This window comes from Neorhizobium sp. SOG26 (genome assembly GCF_003491345.1).
Classification (GTDB): domain Bacteria; phylum Pseudomonadota; class Alphaproteobacteria; order Rhizobiales; family Rhizobiaceae; genus Neorhizobium; species Neorhizobium turbinariae.
In genome coordinates, this window is record NZ_CP025512.1 from 2,425,416 (window position 1) to 2,452,252 (window position 26,837).

Genomic DNA, 26,837 nt, shown 5'->3' on the forward strand with positions numbered 1-26,837 from the left:
AGTGTCTCGTGATCTACCTGCTTGCACTTCTGATCGGCGTGGTTGCCGGTCTTCGCGCCATGACGGCGCCCGCAGCAATTGCCTGGGCAGCCTATCTCGGCTGGCTTGATCTTTCCGGCTCCTGGCTTGCCTTTCTCGGCTCCGTCTGGGCCGTCGGCATCCTTACCATCCTGACGCTGGCCGAACTGGTGACGGACCAGCTTCCATCCACCCCAAGCCGCACCGTTCCTCCGCAGCTTGCCGCCCGGCTCGTCATGGGCGCACTGACCGGTGCGGCAATCGGCATCCCCCACGGCGCCTGGATCGGTTGCCTCATCGCCGGCGTCATCGGCGCGACAATCGGCACCTATGGCGGGGCGGCCATACGCGCCCGGCTGGCGGCGAGCTTCGGCAAGGATCCGCCGGCCGCTTTCATCGAGGATGCCATTGCCATCATCGGCGCCTATCTCATCGTCTCTGCCCTACCCACCATGACGGCTGTCACATGAAAAACTTCGACGCGATCATCATCGGTGCCGGCCAGGCCGGACCACCGCTCGCCGGCCGCTTCAACGATGCCGGCAAGACCGTTGCCATCATCGAGCGCAAGCATGTCGGCGGGACCTGCGTGAACACCGGCTGCAAACCGACCAAGACGCTGGTGGCGAGCGCCTATGCCGCCCATCTGGCGCGCCGCAGCCGGGATTATGGCGTCGTGCTCGAGAGCCCGGTGAAGGTCGACATGCCGGCGGTGATGCGCCGGTCGCACAAGGTCACGCTCGACTCGCGCCAGAGCAACGAAAGCTGGCTGGACGGCATGCCGAACTGCACCTTGATCCGCGGCCACGCGCGCTTCGAGGACAAGAACACGGTGCGCGTCGGCGATGAACGGCTCACCGCACCGCAGATCTTCCTCAATGTCGGCGGCCGGGCGATCATCCCGGATTTCCCGGGTATCCATGGCGTACCCTACATGACCAACAGCGACATCGTGGTGCTCGACCGGGTGCCGGAACACCTGGTGGTGATCGGCGGCAGCTATATCGGGCTTGAATTTGCGCAGATGTACCGCCGCTTCGGGGCGCAGGTGACGGTGATCGAGAAGGGGCCGCGGCTTGTCTCGCGCGAGGACGAGGACATTTCGCAGGCGATCCGGAGCATCCTGGAGGCGGAAGGCATCACCATCCGCACTGGCGCCGATGACATCCGTTTCCGAAAACACGGTAATGGCGTGGCCGTCCTTGTCAGCGCCGGCACGCCAGACGTGATCGGCTCGGACATCCTGCTCGCCGTCGGTCGCCGCCCGAACACCGATGACCTTGATCTCGACAAGGCGGGCGTCGAAACCGATGATCGTGGACATATCAAGGTCGACGACTACCTCGCCACCAATGTCCCCGGCATCTGGGCGCTTGGCGACTGCAACGGCAAGGGCGCCTTCACCCACACCGCCTATAACGATTTCGAGATCGTCGCCGCCAACCTCTTCGATGGTGAGGAACGCAAGGTATCCGACCGGGTGCTCGGTTATGCGCTCTACATCGATCCGCCGCTCGGGCGCGTTGGCATGAGCGAGACCCAGGCGCGCAAGGCCGGCAGGAAGGTGCTGGTTGGGACACGGCCGATGGAGCGCGTCGGTCGCGCAGTCGAAAAAGGCGAGACGCAGGGCTTCATGAAGATCGTTGCCGATGCTGATACGCGCGAAATCCTCGGTGCGGCAATTCTCGGCACAGGAGGCGACGAGTCGATCCACGGCGTGCTCGACATGATGAATGCCGGCGCAACATACGACCAGTTGCGCTGGGCCGTGCCCATCCATCCGACGGTCTCGGAGCTCTGGCCGACGGTGATCCTCGGCATGCAACCCGCCTGACGTCGCGTTAACAGGTCCTCCAGCCATTCCCGGTAGAAGTGAAAGGGACCAACGGCTGTGGTGGACGACATGTGTGGTTTCGCAGGCTTCGTAGGGGAGACATGGGGCACGGAGCGGTCGGAAGCGCTCCTTTCTGCCATGGGGCATGCCATTGCCCACCGCGGCCCCGACGGTCGCGGCACCTTCACCGCTCCGGGTGTCGGCCTTTCGCATGTACGCTTGTCGATCGTCGGGCTGTCCGACGGGCACCAGCCGATGACGGATCCGAGTGGCCGTTTCACGACCGCCTTCAACGGCGAGATATTCAACTACGTGGAGCTTCGCGAGGAGCTGAAGTCGCGTGGCGTCGTCTTTAGGACGGGCAGCGATACCGAAGTGCTGCTGCAGCTTTACGCGACCTATGGCGAAGCCTGCCTGCAGCGGCTCAACGGCGATTTTGCCTTTGCCATCTGGGACGGGCTGGCGCGTCGGCTGATCCTGGCGCGTGACCGGATGGGCGTGCGGCCGCTGTTCTATACACAACACGCTGGTGTTCTTTATTTCGGCTCGGAGGTGAAGGCGCTGCTGGCGGTACCAGGCGTCGAGGCGGAACTGGATCCCATCGCGCTCGACCAGACCTTCACCCTCTGGGCGCCGATCGCGCCGCGCACTGCCTTCAGGAACATTTTTGAGCTGGAGCCCGGCCAGTTGATGATCTGCGAGGGCAAGCGCATCGAGCTTCGCTCCTATTGGACGCTCGATTATCCGGATGCCGGCCACGCCTATGATCCCAAGCCTAAAGAAGAAGAGCTGAGGGCGCTCCTCACCGATGCCGTGCGAATCCGGATGCGGGCCGACGTGCCGGTTGGCGCCTACCTGTCCGGCGGGCTCGACTCGTCGCTGATCACGGCGCTCGCGGCGCCCATGGCGCCGACGGGGCTCAATACTTTCTCAGTCACCTTCGACAGCGCCGAACACGATGAAAGTGCCTTCCAAAGGGAGGTGGCGCGGGCGCTCGGCACCCGTCACCATGCCGTTGCCTGCGGCCCCGACGACATTGCCGAAAACTTCGGCGCCGTGATCCGCGCGGCCGAGCGGCCGGTGCTGCGCACGGCACCTGCTCCTCTCTACCGGCTGGCTGGGCTGGTAAAATCCAATGGCATGAAGGTGGTGCTGACCGGCGAGGGCGCCGATGAAATTTTCGCCGGCTACGATATCTTCCGCGAGGCGCAGATCCGCCGGTTCTGCGGCCGCCAGCCAGGTTCGAAGATCAGGCCGCATCTGTTTCGCAAGCTCTATCCTTATCTGCCGGGCCTGAAACAACAGTCCGCGGAGTATCTATCGGCTTTCTTCGGGGTGGGTGGAGATGGTCAGGATGACCCGCTGTTTTCCCACCGGCCACGGTTCAAATCGACTTCCGCCACCAAGATCTTCTATTCCGATGACCTGCGCGCCACTCTCAAAGGTTATGATGCGGCGGAAGACCTTGCCGCTCGCCTGCCAGCCAATTTCCGCCGCTGGCACCCGCTGCATCAGGCGCAATGTCTCGAAGCGCGCTTCCTGCTGCCGGGCTATATCCTGTCGAGCCAGGGCGACCGCGTGGCCATGGCGCATGGCGTTGAAGGGCGCTTCCCTTTCCTTGACCACCGACTGGTGGAGTTCGCAAACGCCCTGTCGCCGCACACCAAGCTGAATGGATTGAAGGAAAAGCACATCCTGCGACAGGTCGCGAGGGACGTACTGCCCCAGTCGATCAGCAGTCGGGCGAAGCAGCCGTATCGGGCACCCGACAGCCGTTCCTTCGTCGGCAATGGCGAGCGTGCCTATGTTGCCCACCTGTTGAGCGAACAGGCCATTTCAGCCGGCGGACTCTTCGATGCGCGTGCCGTCGCAAGATTGCACGCCAAGTGCCGCAGCCAGACGGTCTCCGGCTTCCGCGACAACGCTGCCTTCGTCGGCATTCTCTCCACCCAACTGTGGCTGGAGGCTTTCGCCTTTCAGCGTCCGCAAGCGATACAATCCGCCCCATCCACCGCGGTTGGCTAATTAACAAGGATCAAAACGCCATCCTGCTTGTTGGGTCCATGTTGAAGAAACAAGGAGATAAGTCGTGGCGAACGCAAGCTCGAAGAACATGGGTGCCGGCAACCAGGGCAAGGGTGATGGTACCGGTGCCATGACCGACATCGACAAGGACCTTGTGCCGGAAAACATGGTCCTGTCGAACCGTGACAAGGCGCAGCACTCGCAGGAACGCGGGCTGGACAGCAAGACGATCCAGAACGAACAGTTCCACGACAACGAGGCAAACCAGCTGAAGTCGTAGCAGATCTTCACGACTAGGTGAGATGCGGGCGTTCGGAGCCCCGGTAGCAGCGTTATCAGGCCTTCCCCGCTTGCATTGAGGTGGGGAAGGCGTAGGCTTAGCCCATCGCCGGAACTTTCACGGCACAACGGCGACTGGAAGACGACAAGCGCTTTCGCCTCGTTATGGGGGCAGAAACGATGTATCCGACAGCTTCAACAAATACTTTCGAGCCGAGCGAACTGGCGTTCCTGCAGCGCCTGTTCAAGGATGCCCGCGCATCCCGCGGGATCGCAGGCGACAGCCTCGACGAAGATGATCTCGCCGCCCGTATTATCGAACTTTACCAGCAGGGCGTGCGCGATGAGCAATGCCTGCATTCCCGTTTGGGCTCGGGCCCGACTTCAAGATAACCATACCGCCAGCCGCGCGTTTGTTCCTACGGCTGGCGATCCCTTACCGCTTGGCCATCAGGTCGCGCTCGTCGCGCATCAGGAAGATGCGCGTGGTGGCGTCGAGATTGGCCGCGAGCCAGTCGGCCATGGCAATCTCTTCCGCAAGAATGCGCTCGAGGATCACCTTGGCCGCCTGTTCATCGAGTTCGTCGGCGGCGGCGATCAGCATGCGATAATGCCCGATCTCCAGATGTTCGAAGGCGTAGCTGGCAACGGCGCCACGGACCACCTCGTCATTGGTGAGCATGCTGCCGACATTGCGCGTCTTGGCCGCGAGCTTGGCGGCAACTTCCTTCAGCACCAGCACGCCGCTTGAGGCGGAAAATGTCTCGATCAGTTCCTTGATGGCCTGTTCATGGCCGCGCGTTTCTTCCAGGTGCCGCAGGATGCGCTCCTTCAGGTCCGGATAGCTTTCGATGCGACGCGCCTGGTCCGTCAGCATGGTGATTGCCTGCTCCTCCATGGCATGGGCTGCGCGAAGCCAAGCCAGGAAATTGTCTCGGGCATGTGTCATGCGCCTCTCCTCATCTTCATCCGCAGGAGCGGACAGTTCAGGCGCCACTTCAACCCCAAACCCGCACGCAGGGTTCCTCCCAAGTGTGAGGGAACCAACGCATGCGGCGCGGGATTGACCCTCCATGATGCCAGTGCGCCTCGCCCCAGGAACATAGGGTGCCGCGCGGCGGTTTGTAGAACACCGAGGAGTTTTGCGATGATACCAGATCCTCAGGAACCGGGCGAAGTTCCGACGATGCCGCCACCGATCTGGACACCGGATCCACCGATCAACGAGCCGGAGCCCGATCGGCTGCCGGATGAGGATCCGATCCCGAACCCGGACGAAAACCCCAACCCGCCGGTCTACACGCCACCGGCGGCCTGAGAGGAAACGGAGCACGCTGCAGGGCAGCCATGCCCGCGCTTGGAACAATTTGCAAAATTGATGCGTTGACCGGCCATTTCGTGGCGAGGTGGCGTAGGTGCAGTTTACGACAAATTCTAAGGTCCAGGATGGGCAACCGGAGCCGATCATTCGGCCCGGGCGAAATGCATTCGGAAGCGCAAAGGCCGAAAAGGTCGCCTTCCTGATCGACGGTGATGAATATTTCCGCCGGCTAGACCAGGTGCTGCGGCAGGCCGAACGTTCGATCTTCATCGTCGGCTGGGACTTCAATCCCGGCATCCGCCTGAGGCCGAAGGAAGAAGGCAGCGAAACGCTCGGCATGCTTCTTCGCAGCCTTGTCGAGGAAAAGCCGGGGCTGGAAGTGCGCATCCTCGTCTGGGGCATGGGTCCGGTTTATTCCGGCAAGAGCCTCAAGATGTTCGGCAAGATGGAGTGGAGCGACCATCCGCGCATCCGGCTGGAGTTTGATTTCGAACATCCCCTGCGGGCGAGCCATCACCAGAAAATCGTGGCGATCGACGATCGCACCGCCTTCCTTGGCGGCATCGACCTGACCGCCCGACGGTGGGACGACCGTTCGCATGCTGTCGTTAATCCCACCCGCTGCTCTCCCGACGGCACCTGCTACGGCCCGGTGCATGACATGCAGACCATCGTGACCGGCGACATCGCCAAGCTGATCGGCGACGTGACCCGGCGGCGGTGGAAGAAAGCGACCAAGGAGCCGGTGCAGCCGGTAGAGACATCCGCAAATGCTGCGCCATGGCCTGAAGATCTCCCGCCTGCGCTTTTGAACTGCAGGGCAGGACTGGCGCTGACCGAACCCTGGAAATGGAAGGGTCGCCGCGGCCATCGGGAGGCGATCCGCCTGACGCATGATGCGCTGAAAGCGGCCCGCCGTCATCTTTACATCGAGACCCAGTATCTTGCCTCCTTTGGCGTTGCCCACACGTTGGCGCGCCAACTCAAGAAGGCGACCGGGCCGGAAGTGGTGGTGATCGTCACCCGGGAGTCGCACGGCTTCCTGGAAAAGCTGATGATGGGCAACAACCGCACCCGGCTGATCCGCCGCCTCATGCGCGCCGACCGCTACAACCGCCTGCGCATCTTCTACGCGACCGTGCCGGACGAAACCGGCAACGACCGCGAGATCATCGTGCATTCGAAGCTGATCATCGTTGACGACCGTTTCGTCCGCGTCGGTTCCTCGAACCTGAACAACCGATCGGAAGGGCTGGACACGGAGGCCGACCTTGCGGTCGAGACCACAGACCCGAACGGGCGCGAGGCGATCGTGGCGCTGCGCAGCGATCTGCTGGCGGAGCATCTCGATGCCGATCCGGCCGAGGTAGACAGGATCATCCGCGAAACCGGTTCGATGATCGCCGCCGTGGATCAGCTGAACGTCAAGCCGCGTGGCCTGCGCGCCTTTGATGTCGATGCCCATAAGGGTGAGGTCAGCTCGCTGCCGGGAACGGGAATCATGGATCCGAAGCAGCCGTTCTGGCCGATTCCCGAGATCCGTTCGGGTGCGCGACGTCTGTTCGGCCGGCTCTTCCACCGGCTGTCACATCACCGTCTGCTGTGAATAACGGCCGCCGCGATGACGATGGTAGGCCTCGCTGGCAATCAGCGTCGGGATGCCGACAAGCAGCGGGATAAAGAAATAAAGCACACGAAACGCAACCAGCGCGCCGATGGCAGCCGTCGTCGGCAAGATGTTGAGCATCGTCGCTTCCAGCACGCCAAGCCCGCCGGGAACATGGCTGACCAGCGCCGCGATGTTGGCGGTTACATAAGCGGTCGCGACATCCATGTAGCTGGCACTGGTGAAACCGGCGAGAAGCTGGTGGATGCAAGCCGCCACGCAGGCGAAGTTGAGCGTACCAATGCCGATCTGTCCGAGCGCAATTGTCAGTCTCGGCGGCTCGAATCGCCATTTCCACAGCCGCAGCGGACGGCGGATAGTGGCGCAGACCAGCAGGTAAACGGCTGGACCGGCAAGGCAGACGAGCCCGGCTGCGATGCGGCCGACGAGATCGAGGCCAAGCAGGTTTTCCTTCGCGCTTGGCTGCAGGATGAGCGCGAGGCCCGCGAGCGTCAGCAGGCCGAGCCCGACCGTGACGCCACAGAACAGGATGATCTTGGCGATCTGTTCGCCGCTCAGACCCCAACGCGAGTAAAAGCGATAACGGACGGCGCCGCTGCTCAGCGCCGCAAAGCCGAGGTTATGGCCGATCGACAAGGCGGTGAAGGAGGCAAGCGCCGTCTGCCGATAGGCCAGCGACTTTCCGACATACCGCGCCGCAAGCGTGTCGAAACCGGTCAGGCAGAGATAGGACAGCACGACGAAGCCGAAGGCAGAGAGCAGGCGCCATCGGGAAATCGACATCACCGATTCCTCGATCTCATCAAGGGTATAGCGGCCAAGGCTGCGATAGATGAGCAAGGCGGCCAGGCAGATCACGACGCCAACAAAGACCTTCAGGATGTGGTGTCTGGTGATCATGGCCCCTCTCTTGCACAAAGTTCCAAGAGCGGAACGAAAAGCCGCCAAACGGGTTCCCTGCGCTATGAATAAGCCCGTTGCAGCCGCAAATACCCCGCCCGCATCGCCACCGCTTGCCGCAAGAACGCGCCTGAAGGTGCTGAGCTACAACGTGCATAGCTGCATCGGCACCGACCGGAAGCTTGATCCGGAACGCATCGCGGAAGTCATTGCCGAGGTGAACCCGGACATCATCGGCCTGCAGGAACTGGACGTCGGCCGCATGCGCACGGCGGGCGTCGACCAGGCGCACACGATCGCTTCGCTCCTCAAGATGGAGTTCCACTTTCACCCGGCACTGCGGGTGCAGGAGGAGCATTATGGAGACGCGATCCTGACCGCGTTTCCCGCCCGTCTTATCAAGGCGGGCGACCTGCGCTCCACCGGCGAGCAACGCGGCGCGTTATGGGTCGAGGTGGATGTTGGCGACAAGAAGCTGCAGGTGTTCAACACACACCTAGGCTTGCGGGGCGCCGATCGGCTGAACCAGATCGGCGAACTGCTCGGGCCTTCCTGGATCAACCATCCGGATGCGGCTGGCAAGCCGCGCATTCTGATCGGCGACTTCAATTCCCCGCCGATCACCGCCACCTACAAGGCGATTGCCCGCCAGCTTACCGACGTGCAACGAAAGACGAATGGCCGCAATGCCGCCACCTATCCCTCGCGCTTTCCGTTCATGAAGATCGACCACATATTTGTCTCGGACGGAGTGGAAGCGGTTGAAACGACTGCCGTCTCGACACCGCTGGCGCGCCTCGCCTCAGACCACCTGCCCCTACTCGCCACGGTGGACGTCTGACCGGGCACGACGCGCCATATCCTCGCGCGCCAGCTTCAGAAGCCGGATCACCTCCTGGTCATCGACCTGGTCGAAGTCGTCGTAGAAGAGGCTGACGCCATCAAGCCGCTCCGGTGTGGCAAGGCACGTCACCTGTTCCACCTCCTGGCTAAGCAGTTCAACAACAGCGGCGGGCGCAACCGGTACGGCGACATGGATGCTGGATACGCCGATCTCCCTGAGCCGTGCAATGGCGGCGCGTATCGACACGCCGTTCGCGACGCCATCATCGACAAGCACGATCGGGCGTCCAGCATGATCCGGCGTCTTGTCGGCATCCTCGCCGAGATACATCCGGCGGCGGCGGTCGATCTCCGCAAGCTGGCGGTCGCGTTCAGCCGCGATATAGCCCGGTGGTAGCTGGAATTGCCGCGCGGCTTCCTCGCTCACCACCACATGCGGCTCGCGCCCATGGACGACGGCGCCGATGCCGATTTCAGGATGCCCCGGCGCACCAATCTTTCGGACGATCAGGACATGCAGCGGCGCGGCAAGCCGCTGCGCGATCTCGAAGCCCACGGGCACGCCGCCACGCGGCAGGGCCACCACCACCGGGTCACGGAGGTCGCTGGCCAGAAGCGCTTCTGCGAGCTGCCGTCCGGCATCTGCTCGGTTGGAAAAAGTAGAGCGTTGCGCAAGCATGTCATCCTCCCAGACCCGCCGGTCATGTCATTCGGTCATCGAAATCAGACCTGCAACGTCGACACCCGGGGCGGGTTCGTCAACCTTTGGGAGGAAGACCGGGTTCCACACCCGGCCCTCGTTTCGGATCCACCGGCTTAGCCGCGACCCTTGTTGTGTTCGCTTTCCTGGTTGTGCCCGCGAATGATCGATGGATCGTCGTTCATCGAAACGTCTGCGGCACGCATGTCGAGGTTGTCGCCGCGACGGAAGGCGTCACGCGCCTCGTCGCTGCGCTTCAGATCAGTTTCAGCATCGAAATCCTTGCCGGCATTGGCCGTGTTGATCTGCTTTTCAAGGATCGCGCGCTGTTGCTGGTGGGTCTTGGTGCCCTGCAGGTTCTTGTCGACTTGCATTGAAAAACCTCCTTTGGCTTATTTGTTGGCGCGGCCGCGCTGGTCAGGATCAACGCCACCGAAGCGATGGGTGTCGTTTGCGACATCACCTTCCTCGGTGTTTTCGCCTGCGATCGCTTCATCTCCGGTAAAGCGGTTTAGGCCCTTCGACTGGCCGATGCCGGGGTCATTGCGCAGGTCGGCATCGCTCGGCGTGTGCGTCTTGAAGTGCTTGGACGTGGACATCATGGTCCTCCTTGGCTCTGGTTCTGTCGCGCGAGGTGACGCGCGGCCTCAGTGCTTCGTGCGGGACACGAATTTGTTGAAGCGGCTCGTCTTGCCGGCTTCGGTCTCTTCCTGGAAAAGGAATGCCAGCTTGTTTTCGTCAAAGATCGAGAAGAAGTCGTCCCATTCGATTTCTTCCAGCGAGTCTTCCGGCTTGCCGAAATCGACGCGTAAAAGGCCACCTTCACCGGCGCCCTTGACGCGAGCCGGATGGCCGCCACGTTCTTCAATCCATTGGCGAATCTGCTTGTGATCGGTGGTTTCGACTGCCTTGCTCATGGCCGGTTCTCCTTTCCTCGTGTGAAAGCAGAACCGGAACACCATGCTTATGTTCCGCGATTTACGCGGCGCCTTTGACGCAAATCTGCCAAGTTTCCTTGGAACAAAACTCACGAACTCGTGTTCAAGCCGTGTCGCACGCGTGACCTCCATACGTACGACAGCGTCATAAGTACCCTCCCCAACTGGCGCTTCCCTGCCCGGGAAGCGCCGTTCTTTTATCGATCATCTGCGCGTCAGCGCGATGAGATAACGGGTGGCTTCTGGCGTCGGATTGAAGAACACGCAGTCGGCCGGCGGGCCGAGCATCAGGCAATCGCCCTGCCCCAGGTGATGAAGCGTCGGACCCTCCTGGAAATCGAGTTTCCCATCCAGAACCCAAATCTGCTGTTGCTGGAAGGCGAAGGCGGCTGCCGGATAAGGCACCCGCACGCCCGGCGGCAGGACCACCTCGAGAAGCTCGACCAGCGCGTTGGGAGGCGAGACCGCGCGGCGTGTATAACCAGTCTCCGGGTCGGTCCAGATGGGCTGCTCGGCAGAGAAGCTGAGGCGTTGCTCCTGCCGTTCCGCCAGCGCCAGCAGCACGGACAGCGGCAGCCCGAACGCTCCAGACAGGCGGCCAAGCACGGTGGCCGTCGGGCTCGCCTCCATCCGCTCGATCTTGCTGATCATCGCCTTCGAGACGCCGGACCGCTCTCCGAGCTCCGCCAGCGACCAGCCGCGCTGTTCCCGCTCCAGCTTCAGCCGGGCGGCGATGGCATGAACTGGGTCCGGATCAGCTGACATCCTGCTTGCCTTCCATTGATCGTCTTATATAGTGGACGACGTAGTCATATAAGAGACAGCCCGTATCTTCAACGGCAAGGATCAAGGGAACAGCATGGCACGCGAAATCCGGTTCAACGCCTTCGACATGAACACGGTCGGCCATATTCAGCAAGGCCTTTGGGCGCATCCGCGCGACCAGTCGCATCGTTATGCGGAGCTTCATTACTGGACCGACTATGCGAGAAAACTTGAGGCCGGGCTGTTCGACGGGATCTTCCTGGCCGATGTTGTGGGCGTCAACGATGTCTATGGCGGCAGCGCCGACGCAGCGATTCGGGGCGCGGTGCAACTGCCGGTCAATGATCCGATGATGATCGTGCCGGCAATGGCCGCGGTGACGCAGCACCTTGCTTTCGGCATCACCGTCAACCTCACCTACGAGCCGCCCTTCCTGTTTGCGCGGCGCATGTCCACCCTCGACCACCTCACCGGCGGCCGGATCGGCTGGAACATCGTCACCGGTTATCTCGACAGCGCCGCCAAGGCGATAGGGCTGGACGGCATTGCTGCCCACGACGACCGATACGACCTCGCCGACGAATATATGGAGATCATGTATCGGCTGTGGGAAGGCAGCTGGGAAGATGACGCGGTGCTCTTCGACCGCGCCAACCGGATTTATGCGGACGCGGCCAAGGTCCACAAGATCCACCATGAGGGGAAGCAGTACCGGCTGGACGCGATGCATCTATGCGCCCCCTCGCCGCAGCGCACCCCGGTGCTCTACCAAGCCGGTTCATCGACCCGCGGGCGCCAGTTCGCCGCCACCCATGCCGAATGTGTTTTCGTCAACGGCCAGAAGGTCGAGGGGGTGAAGGCGATCGTCGACGATATCCGCAGCCGCGCCGTAACCTACGGCCGCAACGAGGACGATCTTCAGGTCTTCGTCGGCGCGACGATCGTTACCGGCCGAACCGAAAAGGAAGCGCGCGAAAAATTCGAGGATTATCGCGCCTTTGCAAGTTCCGAAGGCGCGCTCGTGCATGCGGCGGCCTCGCTCGGTATTGATTTTTCCAAATACGATCTCGACGAGCCGGTCGAGACCGGCAAGAGTTCCGCGATCGTCTCGAATGTCGAGGCGATGACCCGCACCGCCGGACCACAATGGACAAAGCGCAAGCTCCTGGAGCAGATGGTGCTCGGCAGCCGCCAGGCGCCGATGGTCGGCTCTGCAGAACAGATCGCCGACAATCTGGCCGCGTGGATGGATGAGGCCGGCGTCGACGGCTTCAACCTGTCGCGCACCGTGGTGCCGGAATGTTTCGACGACATCATCGAACTGGTGATCCCGATCCTGCAGGAGCGCGGGCTCTACAAGACCGCCTACAGCGACGGGACCTTGCGCGAGAAGCTGTTTGGCACGCCACGGCTGGCAGACCGGCACGTTGCGGCGAAATATCGGACCGCGAGATGACTCGGTGGTGCGAGACATGACGGCGACCGCACAAGACGCCCCTGCCCCATACCGCTGGCGGATGCTGGCGGTGTTGTGCGGCGCGGTCGTGCTGTCTTTTTCAACGTGGTTTTCCGCCAATGCCGTCGCGCCGGAACTGATCCGGGCATGGTCGCTGAGCGAAGCCCAGGCGGCATGGCTGACCAACGGCGTGCAGATTGGTTTTGTGATCGGCGCGCTCGCGGCGAGTTTTTTCAACCTGCCCGACCTCGTGCGCATGAACCGTCTGATGGCGGGCTCCGGCCTGCTGGCAGCGCTGTCCAATGCCGCGATGCTGCTGGAGCCCGGCCCCGCGGGCTCCATCTTCTTCCGCGTCCTCACCGGCTTCGCCCTTGCCGGTGTATACCCGCCGGCGCTGAAGCTCGTCTCGACCTGGTTCATTTCCGGCCGCGGGTTGGCACTCGCCGGCGTGATTGGCGCGATTACTGCGGGATCCTCGCTGCCGCATCTCTTCCGTGGCATGTCATCGCTGGTCGATTGGCGACATGTACTGCTGCTGTCGAGCATGGCTGCACTGGCAAGCTCGCTTGTCTTCCTCCTGTGGACGCGCGAAGGCCCCTATCCATTCGGCAAGGCGGTGTTTGATCCGCGCCAGATCGGCCGGGTGCTGAAGGACCGCGACCTCCTGCTCGTCAACGGCGGGTACCTTGGCCACATGTGGGAGCTTTATGCGATGTGGGCGTGGCTGCTGGCTTACCTGACAGCAGCCCTCGACACCGACGGCACGGGCCTCAGCGCGCAGGCATCGCTGCTCACCTTTATTGCCGTCGCCGCCGGTGTGTTCGGCTGTTTTGCCGGCGGCATCCTGTCCGACCGTTTCGGCCGCACCGCCACCACGGCTGGCATGATGATCGTTTCCGGCACTTGCGCTTTGCTGATCGGCTTTGTCTTCGATGGTCCATTCTGGCTGCTGGCGCTGGTGGTGATCACCTGGGGCGTTTCGATCATCGGCGATTCCGCCCAGTTTTCCGCCGCCGTTACCGAGCTTGCCGACCGCAGCTATATCGGCACGGCGCTGTCACTGCAGATGGGCATGGGCTTTGCGCTCACCATCCTGATGATCTGGGCGCTGCCGCACCTGGCATCACTCTTCGGCGGCTGGCGATGGACTTTCGCGGTGCTGGCGATCGGCCCGGCATTTGGCGCCGCCTCCATGCTGCTTTTGAGGACGAGGCCGGAAGCCAGACGGCTCGCCGGCGGCAAGCGCTGATCGGTTCTTACCCGTTTGCCCTTGGGTTTGCTCCGCGCATTAGCATTTGCTAGAGCCTGCGGTGATTTGAGCCGAAGGAACCATCATGCGCTATGCCTCGATCACCGACCGTCTTGCCCATCTCGGCTCCGGCCGATGGGCGCTTCACCTGACTGCACGGCGCATGAAGGCGGCGGGCGATGACATCATCGAGCTGACAATCGGCGAGCCGGATGTTGCCCCCGACAAGGCGCTGCTCGATGAGGCAGCGCGCGCCATGTATGCCGGGCGCACACGTTATTCCAACGGCCGTGGCGAGCCACCGGTGCTGCAGGCGCTGGTCGATAAATATTCGACGCGCCGGCCAGGCGTCACCGAGCGCAACTTCCTGTGCTTTCCCGGCACCCAGACGGCTCTTTATGGCGTGATGACCGGGCTGGTGGAAGCCGGCGACGGTGTGCTGGTGGGCGATCCGTTATACGCGACCTACGAGGGCGTCATCGCCTCGACCGGCGCGCACATGACCCCCGTGCCGCTGCGGCCGGAAAAGAAGTTCCACCTGCAGGCCGAAGACCTGGAGCGGGCAATCACGCCCGAAGCCCGCGTGCTGCTGCTCAACACGCCGCATAACCCGACAGGGGCCGTGCTGACGGCGTCAGAGATTGCCGCAATCGGCGAGATTTGCCGCAAGCACGACCTGTGGATCGTTTGCGACGAGGTCTACGAGCAGCTGATCTTCGAAGGCATCCCCTTCGCATCACCTTTCGACATGCCGGAACTGGCGGAACGCACGATCGTCGTTTCCTCCATCTCCAAGTCGCATGCCGCACCGGGTTTCCGCAGCGGCTGGGCCGCCGGTCCGGAGGAATTCTGCGAGAAGCTGTTGCCGGTTTCCGAGACCATGCTGTTCGGCGTGCAGCCCTTCATCGCCGACATGACGGCGTTGGCGCTGTCCGAACAGTTCGATACGGCGGACGTGATGCGGGAAAACTACCGCCGTCGCGCGGCGATCGTCGAGAAGGCCTTCACCGGCAGCAATCTGGTGAAGCCGATGCCGCCGGAAGGTGGCATGTTCATCCTTCTCGATGTCACCGCGACCGGCCTCAATGGCGAGGAGTTTGCCTGGGAACTGCTGCGCGAGGAGAAGGTGGCGGTCATGCCCGGCACATCCTTCGGTGACCAGGCGGCCGGCTTCCTGCGCATTTCGCTGACCGTGCCGGACGATGTGCTGGCAACGGCGATGGCTCGGGTCGGCGAGCTTGCGGGCCGTATCGCGACCCGCAACGCCGAAGCACCGCTGCACGTTCGCTAAGCGTTACGCGTCTCGCGGCTTGGTCTGCCGGTTCACGGCATCCGAGGCGGTCTCGATGTCGTAAGGCATGGAATGTGTGCCGCCGCCATCACCGGCGTCGGCGACGCGCCCGCTCAGGTCGCTGGTGCCGTCGGCACCCCAGACCTTGCGTGCCTTGTTGAGGTCTTTCGATGTCGGATCGCCGCCCTGCTTATGCGGCACCTCTCCGGTGCCTGAGCTTTTTGCAATGTCAGGCTCGTGACCACCGAAGTTCGTCGGGCCGGAATTGATGTCCTTGTCTTCCATCGGATCCTCCTTGGGTTCAAGGGGAGAACCAGTGGGCTTCGGCATCGTTCCCGTTCAGCCGCGGCGGCGCTCCACGTCATCAGCCGGCGGCGGCTCGAAGCCGAAGACACTGCGGCCGCCCCAGTCATGCGAGCGGTGGAACTCGCCGGCGATGATTTCCTTAAGGTCCGGACCCGTTACGTAACGCTCCAGCTGGCGGGCCTGGTCGTCAAGACGTCTGAGCGCCTGCATCTGCTCCTGCTGGCCGAGCCTTGCCTTGGAGACGGCGGACTTCATCACCCGGATCGTCTCGTCATAGACCCTGATCGGCACCGGAAAAGGCTCGCGATCCTTGCCGCCGTGGGCGAGCGAGAACCGCGCTGGGTCGGAGAAGCGGCACGGTGCACCATGCACCACTTCGGCGACCATGGCGAGCGCGCTGACCGTGCGGGCGCCGACGCCCGGCGTCAGAAGCAGTTGCTCGAAATCTTCCGGCCCGCGATCGGCGGCCGCCGCGAGCGTTCCGTGCAGCCGCCGCATGTTGACGTCTTCCTCGCGGACATCGTGATGCGCCGGCATGATGAGGTGCGGCAGCATGGGCTGCGCCGTCTCCTTTGCCTTCAGGCCCTGATCAAGTGCAATGACCTCGCGCACGATGCGGTCCGGCCCAAGTGTCGCCAGGAGATCGAGTTGCCCCTTGCGCGAGGCTTCGGCGCGTTTGTCGGCGAGGTTGACGATCTCGCCCTGCCGGCGTCCCTCGATCGCCGCATGCGGCGAGTCAACGAAGCTGGTGATGCCTTCCGACAGCCAGTGGTAACGCCGCGCCTGCCGCCTGTCGCCATTCATGCCCTGCTGCACGACGACCCATTTGCCATCATCGGTGACGATGAAGCCATGCAGGTAAAGGTCAAAGCCGTCCTGAACCGCAGCGCTATCGACCTTGGCGACCAGCCGGCTTGTCTGGGCAAGTGCCGAACCATCGATGCCGACGCGGTTGCCGATGGCGATCAGTTCGTCCGGGGTGGCCCGAGAATTCTTGCCGCGACCGCCGCAGACATGGATGCCGAGTTCCCCGGCCATCGGCGTCAGGCCGCGCTTCAAGGCGCCGATGACGCTGGTGGTGATGCCGGAAGAGTGCCAGTCCATGCCCATGACGGAGCCGAAGGACTGGAACCAGAAGGGATGCGCCAGCCGCCGCAGCAGTTCGTCACGCCCATATTCCATGACGATTGCCTGGGTGATGACCGCGCCGAGCTTGGTCATACGCTCGCCGAGCCACCGGGGAACCCGGCCGCCATGAAGGGGAAGATCGGCACTGCCTGCGCGTTGAACCATCGCCCGCTTATATACGGGCGGCAGTCCTCACGACAGCGAAAAGTTCTTCAAACGTTCCTGCAGGAGCGCAATGGTCGGCGCGTCGGCATTGGCGAAGGCGAACCGCAGATAGTCCTGCTGTCTTTCGCCGAAATAGACGCCGGGAATGCAGACGATCCCGGCTTCCTTCGCAAGCTTCTCCGCCACTTCCACGGAGCTATGGCCCGCAAAGGGATGCCGCACGAAAGCGAAATAGGCGCCGATCGCATCGAGCGTCCAATCGTTGACGGAGCGCATGACCGTCTTCAGGGCCTCGGCGCGGCGGCCGATCTCCTGGCGGTTCGCTTCCCGCCAATCGGCCAGCAGCGGCAGCGCCTGCGCCACCGCGGCCTGGGCCGCCCGCGGGGCGCAGATCTGCAGGTTATCCATGATCTTGGCGATCTGTTCGACCGTCGCGGCGCCCGCGGTGATCGCGCCCAATCGATGGCCGGGGATGCAGAAGGATTTCGAGAAGCTGTAGAGGCTGATCAGGGTCTCTTCCCATCCGGCCATGGAGAACAGTTCATGCGGCGCGCGTCCCGCATCCGGCATGAAGTCGCGATAGGTCTCGTCGAGGATCAGCCAGATGCCCTTTTCCCGGCAGAGGTCGAAGATCGCGCGAAGCAGGTCCGGCGGATAGATGGCGCCGGTCGGGTTGTTGGGCGAGACAAGCGCGAGAGCGCGAACCTGAGGCGTGATGGCGGCATCGATCGCCGCAAGATCCGGCAGGAAGCCGCGTTCAGCCTGGCATGGAACGAAGGCGGTCCGAATGCCCATCATCGCCAGCGTGGTTTCGTGGTTGAAGTAGAAGGGCTCGGTCATCAGTACCGTGTCACCGGCACCCGCCACCGTCATGGCGGCGCAGACAAAAGCCTGGTTGCAGCCCGAGGTGATGTGGATGTTGTCCGCCCGAAGCTCAGCGGCATAGACTTGTGACAGGTGCGCGGCATAGGCCTGGCGCAGCGACAACTCGCCTTCGATCGCGCCGTAGCCGGTAAACCCGGTCGAGGATCCTGTCTCCCCCAGGAGCCTCAGCATCTCCGGATGGGCCGGATATCCCGGAACCGCCTGTGAAAGGTCGATCAGCGGACCATGGGTTCCGCGGTAAGCCCTGCCCCAGGCGGCAACGGCGGGAACGGGAGGCGGCGAGAGCTTTTCGACAAGGGGATTGAAGGAGGACATCGATATTCCGGAGATGCGATTGATTTGTCCCCCTTGTTGATCAGATTATTGGGATACGCAAGGAGAACCGATATGGCGAATGATACGCCTTTGGACGATGGGCAGCCGGAGGACTCAAAGCTCACGCGCACGAAGCGCCAATGGGCCGAGCAAGGCAAGTTCCTCACCGGCCGCATCACGAGGCCTGAAACGGACCGCCTGCCACCCGGCCAGCACCTGGTGAAGAACTGGCCGGTGCTTGATCTTGGCCAGCAGCCGCGCGTTCCCACTACCCAGTGGAAGCTCGACGTGCGCGGGCTCGTCAACAACCCGATCACCTTCGACTGGGCTGCCTTCAACACCCTGCCGCAGAGCGAGATGCGCTCCGACATTCACTGCGTCACGACCTGGTCGCGCTACGATAACAACTGGAAGGGCGTCGCCACCCACGACCTTCTGGACGCGGTCGACCCGAAGGACGAGGCGGTTGCGGTGATGTTGACGAGCTACGACGGCTACACCACCAACCTGTTGCTCTCCGACTTCGCCTCGCCGGACGCGATCATTGTGCATTCATGGGAAGGGCAGCCGCTGACCGAGGAACACGGCGGGCCGGTACGGCTCGTGGTGCCGCATCTTTACTTCTGGAAAAGCGCCAAATGGCTTCAGCGGATCGAGTTCCTCAGCCGCGACCAGGCCGGCTTTTGGGAAAAGAACGGGTATCATATGCGCGGCGACCCGTGGGCCGAACAGCGCTATGACGAGGATTGAGAAGGGACGGATGAGGGACAACCCCGCGCGGCGCCCCTCATTTGCTTCAGATCAGCTTCTCCAGCGTCACCGGCAGCTCGCGGACCCGCTTGCCCGTGGCGTGGAACACGGCATTGGCAATCGCCGGGGCAACGCCGACGATACCGACTTCGCCGACACCCTTGCCGCCCAAGGCTGACGCGTTGTAGTCCGGCACCCCAACCGAAATGACCTGTATATCCGGGACATCGGCATTGGTCGGCACGAGATAGTCGGCAACATTGTTGTTGACGGTGCGCCCGTTGCGCATGTCGACCAGTCCCTCTTCCAGAAGCGCCTGACCGATGCCCATGATGATGCCGCCGCGCCACTGGCTTTCCACCATGCGCGGATTGTAGAGCCGGCCGCAGTCAAACGCCGAGACCATGCGCGACAGGCGCACCGTACCGAAATCCTCGTCCACCCGGACCTCGGCAAAGTGGGCGCACCAGCTGTGCATGGAGTATTCGCCCATGGTCGGCCCCTCCACCTTGGCCATGGTGGTCCAGGCTTGGTGCTGGTCTTCCATGCTGGCGCCATCCGGCAATGTGTTGCGACGGATTTCGAGGACATCGCGGCCGAGCGACTGCATCAGTTCCGGCAGGGTGAGCGACGGGCCCTCCCCTCCCACAGATACCCGTCCACCGCTGAAGGTCAGCGTATTGGCGCCGGTATCACGTAGCGGCGAACTGGGTTCGCTGAGCGCGAGCCCGATCAGTTCGTCGCGGGCAGCAGACGCTGCCTTGTGGACGGCGCCCAGGATCGAACCGGCGAGCATCGAGCCGCCGGCGATTGCCGAGCCCGGCATGCGGGAATCGCCAAGATGCACCTCGACCTGATCGACAGGCACGCCGAAGATCTCGGCTGCCGTCTGCGCCAGGATCGTATAGGTGCCCTGGCCCATGTCGATCGCACCGCTCACAACTTCGACCCGGCCATTGCCGAGGATGCGGATCATCGCCTCGCTCGGCGCCTGGATCACCGGGAAGGTGCCGCAGGCCATGCCCCAGCCAATCAGTGTGCGGCCGTCCCTCATCGAGCGCGGCGCGTGATTTCGCTTCGACCAGCCGAAGGCCTCTGCACCCTCGGTCATGGCCTCGCGAAGGCGGCGCGTCGACCATGGCTTGCCTGACTGGTAGTCGCGGTCGGCATAGTTCTTCAGCCGAAGCTCCAGCGGATCCATGCCCAGCTGTGCAGCAAGCTCATCCATCGCGGTCTCGATGCCAAACGCGCTCGGGTTCTTTCCCGGGCCACGCAGGGCGCCGGGTGTCACCGTGTTGACCGGCACGACCCGATGTTCGCTCGAAAGATTCTCGACCTTGTACATGATGGGCGTCGCCGCGCCCGTCTGCTCGGGCCAGACGCCATAGGTCGAGGTTTCGCTGGCGCCGCGATGTACGATCGCCTGCAGCACGCCGTCTTGCGTTGCGCCGAGCTTGATCGTTTGGCGGGTTGCCGCGCGTCCACCGTAACCGGTGAAGTTCTGCGGACGCGTCAGCGCCAACTTGACCGGCCGACCGAGCTTGCGCGCCGCGAATGCGGCAACGGCACCATGCGCCAGCGCCGCGCCCTTGGAACCGAAACCGCCGCCGATGAAGGGCGAAATCAGGTGGACGTTTTCAAACGGCAGGCCGAACCATTCGGCATAGGAGCGGGCCATGCCGTGCGACCACTGGCTCGGCTCCCAGACGGTCAGCTGATCGCCATCCCACTTTGCAGTGAGCCCATGCGGCTCCATCGCCACATGGTATTCCCGTGGCGTCTTGTATTCGGCCTCGACCTTGACCGGTGCGGCGGCATAGGCCGCTTCCGCATCGCCCCAGCTGGCGCTGAGATGCTCCAGCAGGTTTCCTTCACCGGCATTGGGATCATCCAGGCTCGCCACATGCGGAGCCTCTTCATAGGTCACCCGGATCAGCTTGGCGGCCGCAACGGCCTGTTCCCGGCTTTCCGCAATCACGGCCGCGACCGGCTCGCCATTGTAACGGACCTCGCGCGACAGCGGGTAATAGGGTTCGTCCGGGCGATTGCCACCCCAGTCGGTTGCGACACGCATGCCGAAGTCATCCTCCGGCGTCAGCACCAGGAGAACGCCGGGGGAAGCGAGCGCTGCCTGCATGTCGACGGAGACGACCCGGCCCGCGGGGATGGTGCTCGGCACGAGCACGCCATGGGCCAGATTCTCCACCGGGTGTTCAAGCGCGTATTTCGCCGCGCCGGTGACCTTGAGATCACCTTCAAAGCGCGTCTGGCGTCCGCCCACGACGCCGTCGGAGGAATCACCGAATTTTCGAGGTGCCATGATGGTCATGCGAGGTCTCCCAGGCTTGGAGCCAGTTGAAGGATGGCGCGCGCAACGACGCGCGGCGCAAGCTCGATCTTGTAGGCGTTATCGCCGTGGCTGACGGCGCCTTCCATGGAGAGCCGGCTCGCGCTGCGCACGAGATCCGCATCCAGCGCCTTGCCAATGAGAGCCTGTTCCACCGCAAGCGCCCGCCACGGCTTGGTGGCGACACCGCCCAAGGCAACGTGGATATCGCTCACGGTCCGACCGTCCGCCTCGAGCTCCAGCCCGACGGCGGCGCTGGCTGCTGCAAATTCATAAGACTGGCGGTCACGAACCTTGAGGTAAACCGACTGCCGTGCCGCAACCGAAGCCGGTACGGTGATGCCGCGAATGATCTCGCCCGGCTGCAGAAGCGTTTCCCGTTCCGGTGCTTCGCCATAAGGCAGGAAGAAGTCATCCACCGGCACCTGCCGGGTACCGAGATCCACCACCGCGTCGAAGGCCACAAGTGCGACCGCAAGATCACCAGGGTAGGTCGCGATGCATTTTTCGCTGGTCCCGAGGACGGCGTGATTGCGGGTCACCCCACCCAGGGCCGAACAGCCGGAGCCCGGCGCACGCTTGTTGCAGGCGGGAAAGGCCTGAGGATCCCGAAAGTAGGCGCAGCGTGTCCGCTGCAGCAGGTTTCCGCCGATCGTGGCCATGTTGCGAAGCTGCGCGGAGGCGGCCAGCGACAGGGACTGCGCGATAGCCGGAAACTGCGTCTTGACCTCAGGATGATCGGCAACAGCGCTCATGGTCGCAAGCGCACCGATTGTCAGGCCGCCCTCGCCGACATTGATCGTATCGAGCCCGGCAAGACGGGTAATATCGACCACCGTGTCCGGCTCGGTGACACCGCATTTGGCGAGGTCGAGAAGTGTCGTCCCGCCGGCGAGCAGCATGGCGCCCGCTTGCTGCGCGGCACGGCTTGCCTCTTCCGCGGAGGCGGCGCGAAGGTAGGAGAAGTCTTTCATCACGCCATCTCCGCCGCTTCGCGCACCGCCGTAACGATGCTGTTATAGGCGCCGCACCGACAGAGATTGCCGGACATGTATTCGCGGATCTCTTCGTCGGATCCGGCATGGCCTTCCCGGATGCAGGCAACCGCCGACATGATCTGGCCGGGCGTGCAATAACCGCACTGGAAGGCGTCATGTTCAATGAAAGCGGACTGCACCGGATGAAGTTCGCCATTCGGACCGGCAAGCCCCTCGATCGTCGTCACCTGCCGCCCTTCAGCCTGGGCGGCGAGCGTCAGGCAGGAGAGGACGCGCTTGCCATCGACATGGCAGGTGCAGGCGCCGCACTGGCCCTGGTCGCAACCCTTCTTGGTACCGGTGAGGCCAAGGTGTTCGCGGAGCGCGTCGAGCAACGTGACGCGCGGCTCGACATCCAGTTCATGGCGCTGGCCATTGATGTCGAGCGTGAGATGAATCGTTCGTGTCATGAAAGCTCCTGCTATCGTCACGAGTATGGATTATCGAAAGTCTACAAGGGCTGGCCGAGGCTCGGCCGGACGCTATATCGGTCTTGGTCGTGGGACGCGCCGCGCGAATTCGGCATGACATTCCCCAAACTTCTGGATTAAGAAGTTGAAGGCACTCCGGATAAACGGAGGAGCCTCCGGTTAAGTTAACGGCTTGCAGGTTTTCGTCAAGCCCCTGTTTCCATGGGAGTCAGAATTGGCCGCGGCCGAGCCAGACACAGCCACATCCGCACCGCCGAAGCTTCGAGCAGACGCACGCCGCAATCGGCAGAAACTGATCGAGGTGGCAGCACTGGCTTTCGCAGAAAACGGCGCGGAGGCTTCGCTGGAAGACATCGCCAAGCGCGCGGGCGTCGGCATCGGCACGCTCTATCGACACTTCCCGTCCCGCGAGCACCTGGTGGAAGTGGTCTATCGCCGCGAACTGGAGGCCATGGCCGGCGCGGCGGCGGAACTTTCCGAAAAACATCCGCCCGATGTGGCGTTGGAAGAATGGATGCGCCGCTTCGTGAGCTTCATGGCGACGAAACGCGGCATGTCGAACAGCCTGCGCATCCTGATGACCTCGCACGGCTCGATGTTTGCAGAAAAGTTCGGTCATGTGAGGGGCGCGCTGGAAACGCTGCTCGTGGCAGCGCGCGACACGGGCGCCGTCCGCGGCGATGTCGATGCGGCGGATGTCATGAATGCCTTAACCAGTATCTATTCCATTCCCGATACGCCGGAATGGCGCGAGCGCTCCCACCGTTTGATCACCCTGCTGATGGACGGGCTGCGCTGCGTCAAATAGGCTATGCTCCACTCGTTCTCCCATCCAGGCAGTTTTCGATGACGCTCCAGGACATTGTGCAGGCCATCGTTGACAAGGCTCAGGGCCGTGATCGCTTTATCGTCGCCATCGCCGGCCCGCCCGGCTCGGGAAAATCGACGCTGGCGGATGCGTTGCGCGAGGCGCTGACCGGGCAAGACGAGACGGCGGAAGTGCTGCCGATGGACGGCTTTCACATGGATAATGCCGTGCTTGAAGCTCGCGGGTTGCTGCCACGCAAAGGCGCCCCGGAGACGTTCGATGTCCGCGGCCTGATCGATATCCTGCAGGCCGTGCGCGCCGCAAAAGAGGAGGTGCTGGTTCCGGTCTTCGACCGTTCCCGGGAGATCGCCATTGCCTCCGCTCGACCGATTTCACCCGACACCCATGTCGTGCTGGCGGAGGGCAATTACCTGCTGGTGGACCAGGAACCATGGTCGCACGCAGCACCGCTGTTTGACCTGACGATCCTGCTTGCACCATCCGAGCCGGTGCTTCGCGAACGGCTTCGGGCGCGCTGGGTCCACTATGGGCTGGACGAGGCCGGCATCACCTGGAAGCTCGACGGAAACGACCTGCCGAACGGGCGCTTCGTACTCGAACATTCCCGCACGCCGGATATCCGCATCGAGACCTTCTGAACCCGCTCAGATCTCGGCGAGCGCCTTGAAGGTCTCGGCGAAGGTGGATGACTTGCGGTAGAAGACGGGGGGACTGCCAATGGGCGACGGAACGGTCACCATCTGGCCCCCGTCATAGACCTCACCCATCCAGACATGCACCCAAGTCTCGCCTTCCGGCAAATAAACCGGGCGCTCCGCCTGCGCCGCCTGCCATACCGGCGCCACGAGCAGGTCACGGCCGTAGAGGTAGGCATCCTGGATGGCATAGGTCCGGCGGTCATGCTCATGGTGCAGGAAGAGCGGCCGCTGCACCGGCAGGCCGAGGGTTGCGGCCTCCTTCGACAGGCTTTTCAGGTAGGGTGCCAGATGCACGTAGATCCGCGTCATCCGGGCGAAATGCGAAAGCACCTCAGGGTCCTGGTCGATCTGGATGTTGTCGCGGGGGCGATTGCCCTCGTGGGAGCGCATCACGGGCGTAAACGCTGCCATCTCGGCCCAGCGCATCAGCAGCTCCGGCGTGCGGACATTGCCGAACAGGCTCGTGTAACCGCCGATGTCGGAATGGTGGTAGGCGTTGCCGAGCAGGCCTGACGAGAGCGCGGCGCACATGACGGTGACGAGCCCGTCGTGGCGCGAAAAGTCCACCGACTGGTCGCCGCCCCACAAAAGCGGGCAGTGTTTCTGCACCCCCGTGAAGCCGGCGCGCATGAAGAACAGCGCTTCGCCCGTCTTGCCGCGGCTCGCCACCGCCTTGGCGTTGACTTCCGCCCAGAGCGTCGGCCAGGCATTGTGCATCAGCTTGGCGTCGATCCCGTTTGCAAGTTCGACGTCGATCGGCAGGTATTCGCCGAAATCGGCCATCCAGCCGGAAAGACCATAATCCAGCATCCGCCGCCCGATCACCTCCTCGGCGAACCACTCCGCAGCGTCCGGATTGGTGAAGTCGACAACACCGCAATCGAACTCGCCGAAGTCGACGATCGCGGTGCGACCCAGTTGATCCTTGGCGAAATAACCGGCCGCCTCGGCTTCCGGAAACAGCGAACCGTCGACGCAGAGATACGGGTTGACGTAGCCCAGGAAGCGGATGCCTTGCTGGTTGAGCTCAACGATCTTGTCACGCAGGCCGGGATAGCGAGCTTCGTTCGCCTGCCAGTCCCAGAACAGCCGTGATCCGAAGGATGTCTGGCGAATGCCGACCCAATCCTCGCACCAGAGGCCAGACACCTGCACGCCCGCCGCCCGCATGGCTTCCAGCCGGGAGAACGAATTCATCCCGTCCTTGAGGCCGATGATTGCCCCGCGATAGACCCAGTCCGGCAATTCCGGCTGGCGGCCGAACCGCAGCGACAACTGCTCGACAAGTTCGATGAAGCTGGGCGCCGAGTGGAATTCGATCCGCTCCGGCACGGCCCATACTTCGATCTCGTGGAAGCTGTCGCGGCGAAAATCGAAGACGGAGTAAGCCGTCGTCTCGACATGCAGCGCATAACGGCGCGACGAGACATAGGTCGGCTGCGGGTAATTGGTATTGTAGTAGTCGCCGCCGGCCTTTGCCATGTCCGACTTGAAGGTGATCTCCGTGGTCTTGTCGCGTCCGACCCCAGGTTCCGAGGTCCAAAGCGGGAAGCGGCGCCCGCGCATGTCGAAATAGGACATCTGCTCGCCGCCGCCCCAGACATGCTCGTCACCTTCCGCCTGGATGCGAATCCAGAAACGATTGATGCTGTCATCGAGCGAGCGGAAATGGATATGGGTACCAGCCAGCGTCATCTCGAGCCGCGTTGCCATTCCTTCCGCTTCGGAGAAGTTGATGCGGCTGCCTTCGACGGTAACGTGGCGCAGCGCACTGCGCTCGGTGATGTAGTCCTCGATCTCGAAGTTGCCGCGGTACATGTCCATGCGCTCCTGGCCATGACCGACGTAGATGGCAGGCGCGGCCGCCGAATGGCGCAGCACGACCCGGTCATCGAGAAGAAGCGAAAAACCGTCAGGCGTTATTTGCAGCTGCATCTTGCGGGCACTCAGATCCATGGAGACTTACCTCAGGCGTGACACGTAGCGAGCCACGGCGTGGTCGAACCATGTACGGGAAACTTCCGCGACCGCGCCGTCCTGCGACTGGCTGGTTCGCAACACATGCGCGATCGGCGCGCCGGGCTTCTGCCCGAATTCCAGTGGCGCCCAATCCGGCACCTGGTCGAGATCGATCCGGTCTTCCGCCCGCACGATCCAGAGATTGAGGCGTGTCCGGTAGAAGAGATAGAGCGACTCGGAAAGGTCCTCGGCGGCAATCACCGGCGCATAGGAGCCGTCGAGCCAGATCTCTTCCAAAGCGGCGACCTGGCCGGACAGACGCCGGATGCGGCGGATGCGATGACCTTCCGGCGAAAAGCCGAAGCGGGGCAAGTCCTTCGGCTTGTCGAGCCGTGACACGTCGATGATTTCGGCCGTCGGAAGGCCACCGCCCTTGATGAGTTCGAGGCGGAACATGGCGTAGACGCTCGCCGGGTCGCTGACGGCGCGAATGTAGTTGCCCGACCCCTGCACCCGCTCGAGCAGGCCGCGGTTCTGCAGTTCCGCCAGTGCCTTGCGCAGCGTGCCGATCGCGATACCGAGCTCTGCCGCCATATCCCGTTCGGGCGCAAGCTTTTCGCCATCCACCAGCCGACCGGCGGCGATATCGCGCACCAAAAGCTCGGTGATCTGCAGATAGATCGGGAGGCTTCCCGGCCGGCTTTCCATTCGTGCGCGTCCCCTCCTCCAGGGCTTCCCAAA

The 26,837-nt window shown here is 63.1% G+C and carries 29 protein-coding genes; 14 read left to right on the plus strand and 15 right to left on the minus strand.

The window, feature by feature from the left end:
* Positions 1-8 precede the first annotated feature (8 nt).
* The 5 genes from CYG48_RS12010 (at position 9) to CYG48_RS12030 (ending at position 4,549) form a co-directional block, all read left to right on the plus strand.
* On the plus strand, positions 9-488 hold the full coding sequence (locus CYG48_RS12010; RefSeq protein WP_118850601.1) for a DUF4126 family protein: 480 nt from the start codon (positions 9-11) through the stop codon (positions 486-488).
* Positions 485-1,852, plus strand: coding sequence for an FAD-containing oxidoreductase (locus tag CYG48_RS12015; protein WP_118850602.1), 1,368 nt, complete (start codon positions 485-487; stop codon positions 1,850-1,852). Before CYG48_RS12010 ends, CYG48_RS12015 begins: the two co-directional genes overlap by 4 nt.
* Positions 1,853-1,921: 69 nt before the next feature.
* Positions 1,922-3,877, plus strand: coding sequence for an asparagine synthase (glutamine-hydrolyzing) (gene asnB / locus CYG48_RS12020; protein ID WP_118850603.1), 1,956 nt, complete (start codon positions 1,922-1,924; stop codon positions 3,875-3,877).
* Between the two features lie 64 nt (positions 3,878-3,941).
* Positions 3,942-4,157, plus strand: coding sequence for a hypothetical protein (locus CYG48_RS12025; RefSeq protein WP_118850604.1), 216 nt, complete (start codon positions 3,942-3,944; stop codon positions 4,155-4,157).
* A 179-nt stretch (positions 4,158-4,336) separates the two neighbouring features.
* Positions 4,337-4,549, plus strand: coding sequence for a hypothetical protein (locus CYG48_RS12030; RefSeq protein WP_118851630.1), 213 nt, complete (start codon positions 4,337-4,339; stop codon positions 4,547-4,549).
* Between the two features lie 43 nt (positions 4,550-4,592).
* Here the strand turns inward: CYG48_RS12030 and CYG48_RS12035 are convergent, their stop codons facing one another.
* Positions 4,593-5,105: a ferritin-like domain-containing protein gene (locus tag CYG48_RS12035; protein ID WP_118850605.1), complete on the minus strand. Its 513-nt coding sequence runs from the start codon at positions 5,103-5,105 to the stop codon at positions 4,593-4,595.
* 198 nt (positions 5,106-5,303) lie between these two features.
* On the opposite strand from CYG48_RS12035, the gene CYG48_RS22520 reads away from it, so the two are divergent.
* Positions 5,304-5,474, plus strand: coding sequence for a hypothetical protein (locus tag CYG48_RS22520; protein ID WP_199925304.1), 171 nt, complete (start codon positions 5,304-5,306; stop codon positions 5,472-5,474).
* A 97-nt stretch (positions 5,475-5,571) separates the two neighbouring features.
* Positions 5,572-7,083, plus strand: a complete 1,512-nt coding sequence (locus CYG48_RS12040) for a phospholipase D-like domain-containing protein (RefSeq protein WP_118850606.1) — start codon at positions 5,572-5,574, stop codon at positions 7,081-7,083.
* Here the strand turns inward: CYG48_RS12040 and CYG48_RS12045 are convergent.
* A complete protein-coding gene (locus CYG48_RS12045) occupies positions 7,063-8,004 on the minus strand; it encodes a lysylphosphatidylglycerol synthase domain-containing protein (protein ID WP_118850607.1) in 942 nt (313 codons plus the stop codon). The two genes, CYG48_RS12040 and CYG48_RS12045, sit on opposite strands and share 21 nt — an antisense overlap.
* 64 nt (positions 8,005-8,068) lie before the next feature.
* Here CYG48_RS12045 and CYG48_RS12050 point away from each other — a divergent pair, with 64 nt between their 5' ends.
* The gene (locus CYG48_RS12050) at positions 8,069-8,845 is read left to right on the plus strand and encodes an endonuclease/exonuclease/phosphatase family protein (protein ID WP_118850608.1); all 777 of its coding nucleotides are present in this window, start codon (positions 8,069-8,071) and stop codon (positions 8,843-8,845) included.
* Here CYG48_RS12050 and CYG48_RS12055 read toward each other — a convergent pair.
* The 5 genes from CYG48_RS12055 to CYG48_RS12075 all read right to left on the minus strand — a co-directional run bounded on the left by CYG48_RS12055 (position 8,822) and on the right by CYG48_RS12075 (position 11,250).
* Entirely contained in the window at positions 8,822-9,526 is a 705-nt protein-coding gene (locus CYG48_RS12055) for a phosphoribosyltransferase (protein WP_118850609.1), read from the minus strand. The two genes, CYG48_RS12050 and CYG48_RS12055, sit on opposite strands and share 24 nt — an antisense overlap.
* A 137-nt stretch (positions 9,527-9,663) precedes the next feature.
* Positions 9,664-9,921, minus strand: a complete 258-nt coding sequence (locus tag CYG48_RS12060; RefSeq protein ID WP_445304304.1) for a hypothetical protein — start codon at positions 9,919-9,921, stop codon at positions 9,664-9,666.
* A gap of 18 nt (positions 9,922-9,939) precedes the next feature.
* Entirely contained in the window at positions 9,940-10,146 is a 207-nt protein-coding gene (locus CYG48_RS12065) for a hypothetical protein (protein ID WP_118850610.1), read from the minus strand.
* Positions 10,147-10,194: 48 nt separating this feature from the next.
* Positions 10,195-10,464 carry a hypothetical protein gene (locus tag CYG48_RS12070; protein ID WP_118850611.1) on the minus strand — a complete coding sequence of 90 codons (270 nt, stop codon included), beginning with the start codon at positions 10,462-10,464 and terminating at the stop codon, positions 10,195-10,197.
* Between the two features lie 225 nt (positions 10,465-10,689).
* Complete coding sequence (locus CYG48_RS12075; RefSeq protein WP_118850612.1) at positions 10,690-11,250, minus strand: helix-turn-helix domain-containing protein; 561 nt, start codon at positions 11,248-11,250, stop codon at positions 10,690-10,692.
* 94 nt (positions 11,251-11,344) lie between these two features.
* Between CYG48_RS12075 and CYG48_RS12080 the strand changes: the two genes are divergently transcribed.
* The 3 genes from CYG48_RS12080 (at position 11,345) to CYG48_RS12090 (ending at position 15,246) form a co-directional block, all read left to right on the plus strand.
* Positions 11,345-12,706: an LLM class flavin-dependent oxidoreductase gene (locus CYG48_RS12080; RefSeq protein WP_118850613.1), complete on the plus strand. Its 1,362-nt coding sequence runs from the start codon at positions 11,345-11,347 to the stop codon at positions 12,704-12,706.
* 16 nt (positions 12,707-12,722) lie between these two features.
* Entirely contained in the window at positions 12,723-13,955 is a 1,233-nt protein-coding gene (locus tag CYG48_RS12085) for an MFS transporter (protein WP_118850614.1), read from the plus strand.
* An 85-nt stretch (positions 13,956-14,040) separates the two neighbouring features.
* The gene (locus CYG48_RS12090; protein ID WP_118850615.1) at positions 14,041-15,246 is read left to right on the plus strand and encodes a pyridoxal phosphate-dependent aminotransferase; all 1,206 of its coding nucleotides are present in this window, start codon (positions 14,041-14,043) and stop codon (positions 15,244-15,246) included.
* Between the two features lie 3 nt (positions 15,247-15,249).
* Here the strand turns inward: CYG48_RS12090 and CYG48_RS12095 are convergent, their stop codons facing one another.
* From CYG48_RS12095 to CYG48_RS12105, 3 genes are read right to left on the minus strand one after another with little or no spacing between them, the layout of a single operon-like run.
* On the minus strand, positions 15,250-15,531 hold the full coding sequence (locus CYG48_RS12095) for a hypothetical protein (RefSeq protein ID WP_118850616.1): 282 nt from the start codon (positions 15,529-15,531) through the stop codon (positions 15,250-15,252).
* A 54-nt stretch (positions 15,532-15,585) separates the two neighbouring features.
* Positions 15,586-16,845, minus strand: coding sequence for a DUF763 domain-containing protein (locus CYG48_RS12100; protein WP_118850617.1), 1,260 nt, complete (start codon positions 16,843-16,845; stop codon positions 15,586-15,588).
* 27 nt (positions 16,846-16,872) lie between these two features.
* Positions 16,873-18,045, minus strand: coding sequence for an aminotransferase (locus tag CYG48_RS12105; RefSeq protein WP_118850618.1), 1,173 nt, complete (start codon positions 18,043-18,045; stop codon positions 16,873-16,875).
* A 72-nt stretch (positions 18,046-18,117) separates the two neighbouring features.
* On the opposite strand from CYG48_RS12105, the gene CYG48_RS12110 reads away from it, so the two are divergent.
* Positions 18,118-18,795, plus strand: coding sequence for a sulfite oxidase-like oxidoreductase (locus tag CYG48_RS12110; protein WP_118850619.1), 678 nt, complete (start codon positions 18,118-18,120; stop codon positions 18,793-18,795).
* Between the two features lie 46 nt (positions 18,796-18,841).
* On the opposite strand, the gene CYG48_RS12115 is transcribed toward CYG48_RS12110, so the two are convergent.
* Genes CYG48_RS12115 through CYG48_RS12125 form a run of 3 tightly spaced genes read right to left on the minus strand, consistent with a single transcriptional unit; the run spans position 18,842 to position 22,589 of the window.
* Complete coding sequence (locus tag CYG48_RS12115; RefSeq protein ID WP_118850620.1) at positions 18,842-21,124, minus strand: xanthine dehydrogenase family protein molybdopterin-binding subunit; 2,283 nt, start codon at positions 21,122-21,124, stop codon at positions 18,842-18,844.
* Positions 21,121-22,116 carry an FAD binding domain-containing protein gene (locus CYG48_RS12120; protein ID WP_118850621.1) on the minus strand — a complete coding sequence of 332 codons (996 nt, stop codon included), beginning with the start codon at positions 22,114-22,116 and terminating at the stop codon, positions 21,121-21,123. The genes CYG48_RS12115 and CYG48_RS12120 overlap by 4 nt, the downstream gene beginning before the upstream one ends.
* Entirely contained in the window at positions 22,116-22,589 is a 474-nt protein-coding gene (locus tag CYG48_RS12125; protein ID WP_118850622.1) for a (2Fe-2S)-binding protein, read from the minus strand. Before CYG48_RS12125 ends, CYG48_RS12120 begins: the two co-directional genes overlap by 1 nt.
* 235 nt (positions 22,590-22,824) lie before the next feature.
* Between CYG48_RS12125 and CYG48_RS12130 the strand changes: the two genes are divergently transcribed.
* Complete coding sequence (locus CYG48_RS12130) at positions 22,825-23,418, plus strand: TetR/AcrR family transcriptional regulator (RefSeq protein WP_118851632.1); 594 nt, start codon at positions 22,825-22,827, stop codon at positions 23,416-23,418.
* Positions 23,419-23,456: 38 nt separating this feature from the next.
* A complete protein-coding gene (locus CYG48_RS12135; RefSeq protein ID WP_118850623.1) occupies positions 23,457-24,077 on the plus strand; it encodes a nucleoside triphosphate hydrolase in 621 nt (206 codons plus the stop codon).
* 6 nt (positions 24,078-24,083) lie between these two features.
* Here CYG48_RS12135 and CYG48_RS12140 read toward each other — a convergent pair whose 3' ends face one another.
* Both CYG48_RS12140 and CYG48_RS12145 read right to left on the minus strand, forming a co-directional pair.
* Entirely contained in the window at positions 24,084-26,072 is a 1,989-nt protein-coding gene (locus CYG48_RS12140; RefSeq protein WP_118851633.1) for an alpha-glucosidase, read from the minus strand.
* Between the two features lie 27 nt (positions 26,073-26,099).
* On the minus strand, positions 26,100-26,804 hold the full coding sequence (locus tag CYG48_RS12145; protein ID WP_118850624.1) for a GntR family transcriptional regulator: 705 nt from the start codon (positions 26,802-26,804) through the stop codon (positions 26,100-26,102).
* Positions 26,805-26,837: the final 33 nt, after the last annotated feature.